The sequence below is a fragment of the Caballeronia grimmiae genome (genome assembly GCF_000698555.1).
Lineage (GTDB): Bacteria > Pseudomonadota > Gammaproteobacteria > Burkholderiales > Burkholderiaceae > Caballeronia > Caballeronia grimmiae.
Genome location: NZ_JFHE01000071.1, coordinates 1 through 12,096, shown reverse-complemented (window position 1 = coordinate 12,096; position 12,096 = coordinate 1). Strand labels below are relative to the sequence as shown.

General features: G+C 61.6%; 13 protein-coding genes. 11 read left to right on the top strand and 2 right to left on the bottom strand.

All coding sequences use genetic code 11. The features are described 5' to 3' along the window. Window positions 1–63: 63 nt before the first annotated feature. Complete coding sequence (locus BG57_RS29775) at window positions 64–498, bottom strand: VOC family protein (protein WP_035970703.1); 435 nt, start codon at window positions 496–498, stop codon at window positions 64–66. A 115-nt stretch (window positions 499–613) separates the two neighbouring features. Here BG57_RS29775 and BG57_RS29770 point away from each other — a divergent pair, with 115 nt between their 5' ends. The 6 genes from BG57_RS29770 to BG57_RS29745 all read left to right on the top strand — a co-directional run bounded on the left by BG57_RS29770 (window position 614) and on the right by BG57_RS29745 (window position 7,326). Next, window positions 614–1,540 (top strand): LysR family transcriptional regulator, encoded by a 927-nt coding sequence (locus BG57_RS29770; protein ID WP_052006091.1) that lies wholly within the window; start codon window positions 614–616, stop codon window positions 1,538–1,540. A 39-nt stretch (window positions 1,541–1,579) separates the two neighbouring features. Then, window positions 1,580–2,662 carry an FUSC family protein gene (locus BG57_RS29765; protein ID WP_035970700.1) on the top strand — a complete coding sequence of 361 codons (1,083 nt, stop codon included), beginning with the start codon at window positions 1,580–1,582 and terminating at the stop codon, window positions 2,660–2,662. Between the two features lie 112 nt (window positions 2,663–2,774). Further along, a complete protein-coding gene (locus tag BG57_RS29760; RefSeq protein WP_035970698.1) occupies window positions 2,775–4,586 on the top strand; it encodes an alkaline phosphatase D family protein in 1,812 nt (603 codons plus the stop codon). A gap of 173 nt (window positions 4,587–4,759) precedes the next feature. Next, on the top strand, window positions 4,760–4,996 hold the full coding sequence (locus BG57_RS29755; RefSeq protein WP_052006090.1) for a hypothetical protein: 237 nt from the start codon (window positions 4,760–4,762) through the stop codon (window positions 4,994–4,996). 178 nt (window positions 4,997–5,174) lie between these two features. Next, window positions 5,175–6,530 carry a sensor histidine kinase gene (locus tag BG57_RS29750; protein WP_035970695.1) on the top strand — a complete coding sequence of 452 codons (1,356 nt, stop codon included), beginning with the start codon at window positions 5,175–5,177 and terminating at the stop codon, window positions 6,528–6,530. 112 nt (window positions 6,531–6,642) lie between these two features. Beyond that, on the top strand, window positions 6,643–7,326 hold the full coding sequence (locus BG57_RS29745; RefSeq protein ID WP_035970694.1) for a response regulator transcription factor: 684 nt from the start codon (window positions 6,643–6,645) through the stop codon (window positions 7,324–7,326). Between the two features lie 24 nt (window positions 7,327–7,350). On the opposite strand, the gene BG57_RS29740 is transcribed toward BG57_RS29745, so the two are convergent. After that, complete coding sequence (locus BG57_RS29740) at window positions 7,351–7,548, bottom strand: DUF3563 family protein (RefSeq protein ID WP_035970709.1); 198 nt, start codon at window positions 7,546–7,548, stop codon at window positions 7,351–7,353. Between the two features lie 256 nt (window positions 7,549–7,804). Here BG57_RS29740 and BG57_RS29735 point away from each other — a divergent pair, with 256 nt between their 5' ends. From BG57_RS29735 to BG57_RS29715, 5 genes are all read left to right on the top strand, one after another. Beyond that, window positions 7,805–8,170 carry a hypothetical protein gene (locus BG57_RS29735; RefSeq protein WP_035970691.1) on the top strand — a complete coding sequence of 122 codons (366 nt, stop codon included), beginning with the start codon at window positions 7,805–7,807 and terminating at the stop codon, window positions 8,168–8,170. Between the two features lie 93 nt (window positions 8,171–8,263). Then, window positions 8,264–9,469, top strand: coding sequence for a DNA polymerase IV (gene dinB / locus BG57_RS29730; RefSeq protein WP_052006089.1), 1,206 nt, complete (start codon window positions 8,264–8,266; stop codon window positions 9,467–9,469). A gap of 93 nt (window positions 9,470–9,562) precedes the next feature. Then, entirely contained in the window at window positions 9,563–10,462 is a 900-nt protein-coding gene (locus BG57_RS29725) for a TauD/TfdA dioxygenase family protein (protein WP_035970688.1), read from the top strand. Window positions 10,463–10,497: 35 nt separating this feature from the next. After that, a complete protein-coding gene (locus BG57_RS29720; protein WP_035970687.1) occupies window positions 10,498–11,520 on the top strand; it encodes an ABC transporter substrate-binding protein in 1,023 nt (340 codons plus the stop codon). A gap of 107 nt (window positions 11,521–11,627) precedes the next feature. Next, the coding region (locus BG57_RS29715; RefSeq protein WP_035970705.1) for an ATP-binding cassette domain-containing protein at window positions 11,628–12,096 on the top strand (469 nt) is incomplete at its 3' end.

Genomic DNA, 12,096 nt, shown 5'->3' with positions numbered 1-12,096 from the left:
AAAACGGGACGCTCGCGAGCGTCCCGTTTTTGTTTGAGCGCGTTCAAGCAACGCGGCAAGTCTTCATTTTGCAAAGAGCGAGGCCATGTCGGCAAACGCCTTGACCTCGACGGCATTGCCCGACGGATCGAGAAAGAACATCGTGGCTTGCTCGCCGACTTCGCCCTTGAAGCGAACATGCGGCTCGATGATGAAGCGCGTCCCCGCAGCCTTCAGTTTTTCGGCAAGCGCTTCCCACTGAGGAATCGACAGCACGACGCCGAAGTGGCGCACCGGAACGGCGTCGCCATCGACGGCGCTCGTCGTGCGATGTCCCGCTTCCTCGGGCGCAAGGTGCGCGACGATCTGATGACCATAGAAATTGAAATCGACCCATTCGTTCGAACTGCGCCCTTCGGGGCAGCCGAGCAGATCGCCGTAAAACTCGCGGGCGGCAGCGAGGCTATGGACGGGAAACGCGAGATGAAACGGCGGCATGGCGTCGTGCGGGGTGCTCATGTGACGGTCCTTTCCTGAACGTGAGAGAAGCAGGGCTCCGATTTTATTGATAAAAATTCCTGCTGAATAACGATATATTCTGGGAGTCAGCTCAACGGAAATCGATCAATCGAACATGCTGCGCGAACTCACGACTTTTATCGCGGTGGCGCGCCACGGGACGTTTGCAGCGGCGGGCGCGCAGATCGGATTCACGCAATCGGCGGTCAGCGCGCAGATGCAGCGGCTCGAAGCGCATCTCGGCTTTGCGCTTTTCGACCGCACCGGCCGGTCCGCCACGCTCAATGACGCCGGCCGCCGCACGCTCGAACTCGCCGATGAACTCATCGCACTCTATGCGCGGCTTGCGGAACCTGAAGGAAGCGATGAGCGTGGCGGGACGCTCAACGTTGGCGCAATTGCATCGGCACATGCGGTGCTTTTACCCGATGCCATCGCCATGTTCCGGCGTACGTTGCCCGCGTGGTGCATTCGCATCGTGCCGGGGGTATCGCTCAATCTGCTCGCTCAAGTCGATGCCGGCGAAATGGACATGGCCGTCATCATCCGTCCGCCTTTCTCGATGCCGTCCGAGTTGCAATGGCGCACGCTCGTCGCGGAGCCGTTCGTCTTGCTCGCGCCTGCATCATTGAAGCGAGGCGAATGGCGCGAGTTGATCGAAACGCAGCCGTTCATTCGCTACGATCGCCGCTCGTTCGGCGGGCGGCAAGTTGACGTTTTCCTGCGCAGGAAACGCATCGCCGTCCACGATGCAATCGAAGTCGATGAATTGCAGGGTATCGCGCAACTCGTCGCGCGTGGCACCGGCGTCGCGTTAGTGCCGAAGTCGGCGGGCATCGGTGCATGGCCGCGCGGTGCGGTCGCGCTGGATCTCGGCGACGACACCTTCTATCGCGAGATCGGTCTCGTCGAGCGTGCGCGACGCGTTCCTCGCGATGCGGCGACGCTCCTTGCCGACTGCATCGCGAAAGCCGCGGCGCATGCGGACGGCGCTTCGCAATCGGCCGCAGGCAAGCGCACGACGCGAAGAAAGACCGCCTAGAATCCGTTGCAGGCCAGCTCGCATTCGAGGTGAATCGCGATGGACGACGGACAACCGGCACGCGCGCGCCCTATCACCGCGATGGTTGCGTGGCTCGATCGCGTCGACCCCGGTACGCATCGACGCATCAAAGGCTTGCGGCTCGTGACGGCCTACGGTCTCGCGGCGGCGATCGGCGCTTTGCACGACGTGACGCGCGAGGCCCCGGCGAGTGTGTCCGTCGGCACGCTTGCAGCGACTTTTGCACTGTGGGCGAGCGTGTCCGAAGCGCGTGCGACGCGTGTGGAATCGAGCCGCGATCTGGCGATACTCTGTGCAGCTGCCGCATTCGGCGCATTGACGCTCGCGCTGTTGGGACCGATGTTTCGCGAGTTCGGCCGCGGCGGTGCGGAGTTGATCCTCGTGGCCGGCGCGTTCTGCGTGGGCTATCTGAAGCGCTTCGGTGTGACCGGCGCGGGCGTCGGCTCGCAAGTCTATATCGGTCAGCTGGCGGCCTATGCAATGAACCTCACGCTCACGGATGCATGGGCGATCGCGCTCGCATCGCTCATCGCGATGATCGCCGCTATCGTGCCGCGTGTTCTCAGCGGGCCAGCGGAGCGGCCGGTTGTTTTGCCGGCGCTCGCTTCCGAAACCGCCTACGGCAATCGCAGCATATCGCCTGCATTCGCGATGGGATTGCAAGCCGCATGCGGCGCGCTCGTCGTGGTCCTGCTCAACGCCGCGGTCGGGCTCATCGAGTCCGCATGGGCGATTACCGCGTGCGTGTATGTCGTCGCGACATCGGCAGTCGGCACGGCGGAGCGCGTGCGGCGGCGCATCTATGGCACGCTGGTCGGCGTGCCCGTGGGCCTGGTTTGCCTGCCGCTTGCCGAGCACGCGCCGCTTGTCGTCTGGACGATGGCCGCGCTCGCGATGATCGTCTACGCGATGGCCTTGCCGGATCGCTATGACATCGCGTGCGGCGCATTTGCGTTTGCGCTCATCGTGACGCTTGTTGCAAGCGGTGTGCACTCGGTGCCGCTGCTCGCGGCGCGCGCCTGGGAAACGCTGCTTGGCGGCGCTCTGGGCATTGCTTCCGCGAGACTCGTATTTCCATTGAGGGCCGTGCAATCGCGCTAGCCAGATAAGCAAACGCATGTGCTGTTTCGTGCGCAACGACGCTCACGTTCCTTGACAGCGACAGGTCCGGTTTATAGCCTCAGAACAGATGCCGCTTTCCAATGGAGGCTTTATGGACCGCCGCCGCTTCTTGTCTTTATCCGCGTTCTATACGGTTGCGGCGGCGTCGGGGACGCTCGTCGCCTGTCATCATTCGAGCGACGATGAAGGAAGCGGAAATGGCGGCACGCCACCGCCGCCGCCCACGGGTGCCTATGCCTTTCCGCAAGGCGTCGCGAGCGGCGATCCGCGCGATACGTCCGTCGTGTTCTGGACGCGATGCGTCGCTAACGCAGGCGGCGCGGGGCAGCCTGTGCCCTTGACTTTGCAAGTGTCGCCGCTTGCCGATTTCTCGCAACTCGCGGCGAGCGTGGCGTTGAGCGCGGTGGCAGCTTACGACTATACCGTTCGTGCGAAAGTCACCGGACTGACGGCAAGGACGACTTACTATTATCGTTTCATCGCGGGCGGCGATATTAGCGCGATGGGCACCACACGCACCGCGCCTGCCGCTAACGCATCCATCGAACGGTTGCGCTTCGCGTGGTTCACCTGTCAGAACTGGAGCGCGAATCACTGGCAAGCCATGACGTTGATGGCGGCGGAAACCGATCTCGACTTCGTCGTGCATCTGGGCGACTACATCTACGAAACGGTTGGTTCGCCGAGAGACGCCGCCGAGCCCGCGCATCCGCTGATCACCTTGCCTGACGGCGTGCCGCATGCGGACGGCGGTTTCTACGCGAATTCACTCGCCGATTACCGGACGCTTTATCGCACGTATCGGAGCGATGCACGCTTGCAGACGGTGCACGCGCGCTTTCCGTTGATCGCGATCTGGGACGATCACGAGTTCTCCGACGACTGCTGGCAGGATCATCAAACTTATACGAACGCGAACGAGCGGCAGACCGCGCGCCGCCGCAATGCGAATCAGGCGTGGGCCGAATATCTGCCGGTGGATTGGGGCGACGTATCGTTCGACCTGAATAACGCAAACTACGACAACATCCGCATCTATCGCGACTTCCGCTTTGGCGCTTTGCTGCATCTCATGATGACCGACGAGCGGCTCTATCGGGACGATCACGTCGTCAGCGAGGCGGCGATTGCGCAAGGGCTCGGCCATGATGCGGTGAACGGGAATGACATCGTCGGCTCGCGCTACTTCGTGCCGCAACAAGTGCTCGCACAATTCGAGGCGCTCGATACACAGCGTCTCGGCCGCGTGCCGTCGATACTCGGCCCCACGCAGACCCAGTGGTGGAAGGACACGCTGAAGGCGTCCACCGCGACGTGGAAGGTCTGGGGCAACGAGGTGATGATGAACCGCATGTGGCTCGACTTGCGGTCGATTGCGCCCGCGCCTGCGAACACGGTTTTCGTGCTCGACTGCGATGCATGGGACGGTTACCCGTCGCATAAAGCGGAACTGATGTCGTTCGTGAAGACACAGGGCATCGCGAACCTCGTCGCGATCACGGGCGACCTCCATGCGTTTCAGGCTGGCATCGTGCGAGACAATCCCGATCCCGCGACAGGCACGCCGGTCATGGTCGATCTGATGGCCGCCGGCATCAGCAGCCGGCCCTTCTTCAGAGACGTGGCGACCTACTCGGCGGGCATGCCGCTCGCGTCGCTGATCAGTTCTTCCGGCGTGCTCGATACCTTCATCCAGCAGAACAACCCGGACATGCTCTATGCGGATCACGACGGCCTGGGCTATGCATCCGCAACGGTGACGGCGGGTCAGTTCATCACGATCTTCAACAAGGTGAAGAGCTTGAATGCGGATGGCACTGCACCGCAGGATGCGCTCGCCAAGCGCACGCGTTTGACGATCAACGCGGGCGCGGTATCGATAGGCGTCGAGGACAACGTCTGAAGACGAAGGACTTCATACAGGAACGATCACCCGCCCATTCTTATCCGCGCTTCTGGGGGGATTTCAACGTAAAGGCACGCACGTAGACTGCGTGCACATTTCGGAAGGTCGCTTGCTGAACCCGTGCAATGAGGCCGATGAAGTGGATACATGAAACCCTCAGGAGCAGGATCATGATGAGCAAACTCAGTGGCGTTATCTTCGTTGCAGCTTCGCTTGCCGCGTCTTATGCGCTTGCAAGCGGCTATGGCCCCGCACCGCATTACACGCCTTCGACCGGCGCGCCCGCGTCGCAGCAAGGCATGAACACGCAAACCATTGCCGCCGATGAAGCCGCGACGCAACGCAGCAACGATGCGGCGGTGACGAAAGACAAGCAGGATAGTCCGCTGATTCAGGCGCAGGACTAAGCGCCTGCGTGCCGGAGGCATCGGCTCGAAAGCGATGAAGATAGTCCGGCCCATCGGCGCCATGCGTCGAACGTCATGGCATTCGATGGGCCGAACGCTGCGTTAGTGTATTGATCGATGCAAGTGCCGCCGTTCGGTCGCGCGGCTTGCCCCGACTCTTTTGACGCTGCGGAATGACATGATCAAATCGCTGAGGAACCAGTTGGTCGTCGCGCTCGGCTTGCTGGTGAGCGCAGTCGGCATCGTGCAGGGGGTGAGTTCGTATCACCTGAGCAAGGCCGGCATCAATGCGCTGCTCGATTTACGTCTCGAACAGGTGGCGGCGCGCATGCGGGACGGCTTCGCTGAAGGCATTCCAAAGAATCCGGCGCGCGGCTCGCAGGACGATCGCGATATCGTCGTGGTGCTGTGGAAGCCTGGCTACGAAGGGCCGTTTCGCACGACCGATCCATCGTTGCGCTTCTCGCCCGATGCGCCGCCGGGCTTCTCGAACGCCACGTTCAACGGTGAAGAGTGGCGCATCTTCACGCGAGAAGAACCGACGATGACGATTCAGGTGGCGCAACGTTCGTCCGTGCGCCGGGCGCTCGCGGAAGAGAACGCCACCCGAACGCTATGGCCCATTGCCGTGCTGTTGCCGCTCATGTGGATTGCCGTGGTGCTCGTCGTGCAGCGCTCGCTGCGCACGCTCAACCGGCTCGGCAATGAAGTGCAGGCCATCGACGCGGGGCATCTCAGGCCGCTGCCGAGCGTCGGCGTGCCTGCGGAACTCGCGCCATTTATTCGATCCATCAATACGATGATCGAACGGCTCGCCAAGTCCATAGAGAGCGAGCGTAAATTCATTGCGGACGCAGCGCACGAATTGCGCACGCCGCTTACCGCGCTTCAGCTTCAGGCCGATAACCTCGCGCCGCATATCGCGCCCGGCAATCAGGAGCGATTTCGCGAACTCAGGCGCGGTATCGCACGCAGCGGCAGTCTCATCTCGCAGTTGTTGAGACTGGCGCGCGCGGACGCGCCGTTGAGCGGCAACGTGTTAGAGCGCGTGGATATGTCCGTCGTCATCAAGGACGCCATTGCCGATGTGCTGCCGATTGCGTTTCAGCGCGGCCTCGATGTCGGCGCGGAACAACTGGTCAGCGCGCACGTGCGCGCGGTGGAAGCGGACATCTGCATCGCGGTGATGAATCTTCTGTCCAATGCGGTGCGTTATACGCCCGATGGCGGAATCATCGATGTCCGCATGCGTCGCGACAAGGACATGGTGTGGGTCGAAGTCATCGACACGGGGCCGGGCATCGACGAGGCATTGCTGCCGCGTGTATTCGAGCGCTTTTTCCGCGCGAATGCAGAGGTGGAAGGCAGCGGGCTTGGCTTATCGATAGTCAAGGCCATCGCGGTGCGCTACGGCGGCGAAGTGAGTTTGCGCAATCGCGACGACGGGCGTTCCGGCATCGTCGCGGCCCTCGGCTTACCCGTCGATGAAAGCACGGACGATGCGCCCGCGCGAAGCAATGCTGCAACCGCCTGAGCGCCGACTACAATTCATTCGCCACGCGGCGCGCTGAATCGCTCGAGACCGGTCGTGCTTTTCCAGCGCTTCGCGCTTTGACGTCTGCCCATTGCGATGAGCAAGGTGCAACATGCGAATTCTTCTGATCGAAGACGACGTGCAGATCGGCACGAGTCTGATGCGCGCACTGAAGGACGCGGATTACGCCGTCGACTGGGTGCGCGACGGCAACGCGGGCCGCAAGGCGATGGACGCCGCCGAATACACCGTGGTGCTGCTCGATCTCGGCTTGCCGGGCATGACGGGCATCGAACTGTTGCGACAGGCGCGCACGGCGGGCAACACGACGCCCGTGCTGATCCTCACCGCACGCGACGACCTCGACACGCGGGTCCAAGGTCTCGATCTCGGCGCAGACGATTATCTTCTCAAGCCCTTCGACATGCCCGAGTTGCTGGCGCGGATTCGCGCGGTACTGCGCAGAAAAGCGGGCTATGCGGTCTCGCGTCTGGGCGACGAGTCCATCAATCTCAATCTCGATCAACGCACGCTGACGTGCGGCGAGACTTCAGGCGTGCTATCGGCGCGCGAATTCGCTCTGATGCACGCATTGATGGAACGCCCCGGCACGATATTCTCGCGCGATCAACTGGAAGACCGTCTTTACGGCTGGGGCAAGGAGGTCGAGAGCAACGCGGTCGACGTGCTCATTCATTCGGTGCGCAAGAAGTTCGGTGCGAGCGTGATTCGCAATGTGCGCGGTCTTGGCTGGACTGTGATGCTTGGCCAGCCCGGCCGCGACGATGCGAAATAGCGGCGCGCTGAACGCGACAAGGCGTTAAGGGCGGCTTCCATTGTCATGCGATCTCACTGAACCGCAAAAAGGCAGCGTATAGCTGGGCGCTTCTTGTTCAACGTGGCGCATGCGGCGCTCGAGGTCCGCGAGATCGGTCGAAGAAGCGAAGTAAGCGTCGTTCCCGGCGTCGCGCCGCGAGGAAAGGAATTCGACGAGGGATTGAGAAAGGCGTTCGAACATGATGGGCTCCGTCATAAACAATTCACTGAGGAATCGACGGTCTCACTTGCCGGGCCCTGGTAGCAGCCGTCGATGCAAGGCAGCTTAGGCTTCTTGAATTAGCGGTTAATGAGGCAGACGAAAGCGTTCGTCAGCGCACGATGTCGCGTAATGCGAGCAGTGCCGCGCCGCACCATCACGTGCTATCGTGTTTCAATACGGAACGTAAGCGCGTGCTTAGCGCTTCTCGTCGAAACGTCTTTCGTGAACTGCCGCCATGAACGATGTCCCTCGTACTCTCAGTGCCCGCGATCGCGTCGAATTGCTTTGCTGGCTCACATGCGGCAGCCTGGGCGCGTTCTATCTGAATGGCGACTGGCCGGCGGCGTCGTTTCATGTGCAAGCGGCGCATAAATGGCTCGACCGCCATCAGCGGTTCGCGGACTGGCTGACCATCGCGAAACTGGCCGCCATTGCCCGCGATCTTGCGACGCGTCATTGCGCGATGCTCGAAGCCGACTGGGCCCGCGACGCCGTGGAAGAAATTCTCGATAGCGAAGACCTCAACTATCAATCCGACGTCGTCAGACAGGTATTCGACGACTGCCGCCGTGCGCTCGCGGAAAAACGCACGCCGGAGTAAGCATCGGGCGGCGCACTGGCGAAAATCACTGTATGAATGTACAGTAGGCCATTTTCTATCCGGCCTCGCCGCCTTTGAGTCTTTCCTCCGTCGATGAACGCGTCACCCTCGACACTCGCCACGCCTAGCCCCGTTAAACGTATTGCGCATCTCGACATGGACGCGTTCTTTGCGTCGGTCGAACTGCTGCGCTATCCGGAATTGCGCGGGCAGCCGGTCGTCGTGGGCGGAGGGCGCAACGCGATGCCGGAGACGCTTCCCGATGGCACACGCCGCTTCGCGCGCCTGCGCGATTACGCGGGCCGGGGCGTGGTGACGACATCCACGTACGAAGCGCGCAAATTCGGCGTGTTTTCTGCAATGGGCATGATGAAGGCGGCGCAACTTGCGCCCGACGCCTTTCTGCTTCCGACTGACTTCGAGTCATACCGTCACTATTCGCGCCTTTTCAAAGCGGCAATCGCGAGTTTCACGACGCAAATAGAGAATCGCGGCATCGACGAGATTTATATCGACGTCAGCGATATGCCGGGAGAGTCCGCCGAGATCGGCAAGCGCATGAAGAACGCCGTGTACGAAGCCACCGGCCTGACGTGCTCCATCTGCATTGCGCCGAACAAGCTGCTGGCAAAGATCGGCTCCGAGCTGGACAAGCCCGACGGTCTCACCATTCTGACGATGGACGATCTGCCCACACGCATCTGGCCGCTGGCTGCGCGCAAGGTGAACGGCATCGGCCCGAAGGCGAACGAAAAGCTGGCGGCGCTTGGCCTCGTGACGGTAGGGGATATCGCGGCCGCCGACCTCGGTTTTCTGCAGACTCATTTCGGCTCCACGTATGCGGCGTGGCTTGCGCGCATCGCGCAGGGACAGGACGATCGTGACGTGGTCGTCAGTTCCACGCCGAAGTCGATGAGCCGCGAAACCACCTTCGAGCGCGATCTCCATCCGAAGCACGATCGCACGACCTTGTCGGCCAAATTCACTGACTTATGCAAGCGCGTCGCGGACGATCTTCAACGCAAGGGCTATGTCGGTCGAACAGTCGGCATCAAGCTGCGCTTCGACGACTTTCGCACCGTCACGCGCGATCTGACGATTCCCGTCGCAACCGCCGACGCCACCGAAATTCGCCGCGCGGCGACGGAGTGTTTGAAACGTATTCCGCTCGATAGGCGGCTGCGCCTGCTCGGCGTGCGCGTCAGTGCGTTGAGCGTGCCGGGAGAAACGGACGCGTTCGTTGCGCCAGTGCAGGTCGAATTGCCCTTCGATGCGCTCGATGACTCAGTGAGTTCTTAGCGTACCGGCGAATAACCAAATAGCGTATCGTTGTTTGCTCATGCGTCGCGTGCGGCGTAGATTGTTCGTCTATTCGCCGTTTACAAAGCAACCGTGACGATTCTCTCTCCGACCCACGACGCTTCCGAAGAAGCCGTCGAGCAACGCATCACGATTCGTCCGTTCGATGGCCCGCTAGGCGCCGAGGTGATCGGTCTCGATCTGTCCAGGCCGCTCTCGCAGGCCGATTTTGCGCGCATCCATCGCGCGCATCTCGACTATCACGTACTCGTGTTTCGTGATCAGCGCATCACACCCGAGCAGCAAGTTGCGTTCAGCAGGCGCTTCGGCCCCTTGCAGCGACACGTGCTGCATCAGTTCGCACTGAGCGGGCATCCTGAAGTGCTGATCGTGTCGAACATCGTCGAGAACGGCAAGCCGATCGGCCTGGGCGATGCCGGCCATTTCTGGCACTCGGATCTCTCATACAAGGAAAAGCCGAGCCTCGGCTCGATGCTGCATGCGCAAGAGTTGCCGGCCACTGGCGGCGATACGCTTTTCGCCAATCAGCATCTTGCATGGGACACGCTGCCTGCGCATCTCAGACAAGCAGTGGAGGGGCGCACGGCAGAACACACGTACCTCGCCAAATATGCCGAGTTGCAAAAGCGCAGTCCGTGGCGGCCCAATCTCACTGCGGAACAGATCGCGGAAGTGAAGCCCGTCGTGCAACCGATCGTGCGCACGCATCCGGAAACCGGCCGCAAGGCGCTTTTCGTCAGCGAGCATTTCACGACGCGCGTCATCGGCATGCCGGAGGACGAGAGCCGCGCGTTGCTCGATGCAATCTTCGCGCATAGTGTGCAGCCTGCGTTCGTCTATCGCCATGCGTGGCGCGAGCATGACATGGTGTTCTGGGACAACCGCTCGGTCATGCATCTCGCCGCCGGTACGCCGGACGATCAGCGCCGCAAGCTGTATCGCACGACGATTGAAGGCGACACGCCGTTCTGACAGCACACGATTAGTCCATAAAAACGGGGTTTCCGATGCATTCTCGACAAGGGAAGGGCGCATGGCGCTCGCTCGCCGCCGCGCTGGCGCTATCGATCGGCGCGGGCGTGCCGGCTGTCCACGCCGAAGACACGCTGCGCATAGCCGAACAATATGGCGTGGTCTATCTGCTGCTCAACGTGGCGCGCGATCAGAAGTTCATCGAACAGGAAGGCAAGAAGCAGGGCATCGATATCAAGGTCGACTGGGCGAAGCTCTCGGGCGGCGCGAGCATCAACGATGCGCTGCTTTCCGGTTCCATCGACATAGCCGCAGCAGGCGTGGGGCCTTTGTTGACCATCTGGGACCGCACGCACGGCCGCCAGAACGTGAAGGGCGTCGCATCGCTCGGCAACCTGCCGTATTACCTCGTGTCGAACGACCCGCGCGTGAAGACCATCGCGGATTTCAGCGAGAAGGACCGCATCGCGGTGCCGGCGGTCGGGGTATCCGTGCAATCGCGCGTTCTGCAATACGCAGCGGCGAAGCAATGGGGCGACAAGCAATACGACCGGCTCGACAAACTCACTCAGGCGGTGCCGCATCCCGATGCGGCAGCAGCGATCATCGCGGGCGGCACGGAGATCAACGCGCACTTCGGCAATCCGCCGTTCCAGCAGCAAGAGCTGGCGGCCAATCCGAAGGCGCATATCGTGTTGAATTCATACGACGTGCTCGGCGGCCCCAGCTCCGCCACCGTGCTTTACGCCACCGAGAAGTTCAGGAACGCGAACCCCAAGACGTATCGCGCTTTCGTCGATGGCCTCGCCGATGCCGCGCGCTTCGTCACGCAGCATCCGGAAGACGCCGCCGATATCTATCTGCGCGTGAATCAGGCGAAGATCGACCGCAATCTGCTCGTGAAGGTCATCAAGGACCCGGCGGTGCAATTCAAGGTCGCGCCTCAGAACACGTTCGCGCTTGCGCAATTCATGCACCGCGTGGGCGTGATCAAAAACGAGCCGAAGTCATGGCAGGACTATTTCTTCAGCGACCCCGCGACTAAGGACGGCAGCTAAAGCACTCAGGCGCATATCCATGCTTATGCATTGGATATGCGCAATGATTGTTTAGCGCACGAAGCACGCGCCGGTATCTTGATGGTTTGCTTTGATGCGTTGCTGACATGGCTGCAAATCCCCACTTGCTTTATCCGGTCGAAGGCGGCCGCGCCGCTGCCACGAGCGGAAAACTCTTGTCCGCGCGTAACGTCACGCTCGAATACCGCACGCCGGAACGTCTCGTTCGAGCGACGCATGACGTGAGCTTCGACGTGTATGGCGCGGATCGCTTCGTATTGCTCGGCCCATCGGGTTGCGGCAAGTCGACGTTGCTGAAGGCAGTCGCGGGCTTCATCGATCCGGTGGCAGGAAGCATCGAGATCGACGGCGAACGCGTGACGGGGCCGGGCGCGGATCGCATCGTCGTCTTCCAGGAATTCGATCAGCTGCCGCCGTGGAAGACGGTATTGCAGAACGTCGTGTTTCCACTGCGCGTGGCGCGCAAACTAGGCCGCGCGGAAGCACGCGAGCGCGCGCTTCATTTCCTCGACAAAGTCGGTCTCTCGCGATTTGCAGACGCCTATCCACACACAC

Bases quoted from the DNA above. Each gene is read 5' to 3' on its own strand.
- BG57_RS29775 (WP_035970703.1), bottom strand. From the start codon at position 498: ATGAGCACCCCGCACGACGCCATGCCGCCGTTTCATCTCGCGTTTCCC.
- BG57_RS29770 (WP_052006091.1), top strand. From the start codon at position 614: ATGCTGCGCGAACTCACGACTTTTATCGCGGTGGCGCGCCACGGGACG.
- BG57_RS29765 (WP_035970700.1), top strand. From the start codon at position 1,580: ATGGACGACGGACAACCGGCACGCGCGCGCCCTATCACCGCGATGGTT.
- BG57_RS29760 (WP_035970698.1), top strand. From the start codon at position 2,775: ATGGACCGCCGCCGCTTCTTGTCTTTATCCGCGTTCTATACGGTTGCG.
- BG57_RS29755 (WP_052006090.1), top strand. From the start codon at position 4,760: ATGATGAGCAAACTCAGTGGCGTTATCTTCGTTGCAGCTTCGCTTGCC.
- BG57_RS29750 (WP_035970695.1), top strand. From the start codon at position 5,175: ATGATCAAATCGCTGAGGAACCAGTTGGTCGTCGCGCTCGGCTTGCTG.
- BG57_RS29745 (WP_035970694.1), top strand. From the start codon at position 6,643: ATGCGAATTCTTCTGATCGAAGACGACGTGCAGATCGGCACGAGTCTG.
- BG57_RS29740 (WP_035970709.1), bottom strand. From the start codon at position 7,548: ATGTTCGAACGCCTTTCTCAATCCCTCGTCGAATTCCTTTCCTCGCGG.
- BG57_RS29735 (WP_035970691.1), top strand. From the start codon at position 7,805: ATGAACGATGTCCCTCGTACTCTCAGTGCCCGCGATCGCGTCGAATTG.
- dinB (WP_052006089.1), top strand. From the start codon at position 8,264: ATGAACGCGTCACCCTCGACACTCGCCACGCCTAGCCCCGTTAAACGT.
- BG57_RS29720 (WP_035970687.1), top strand. From the start codon at position 10,498: ATGCATTCTCGACAAGGGAAGGGCGCATGGCGCTCGCTCGCCGCCGCG.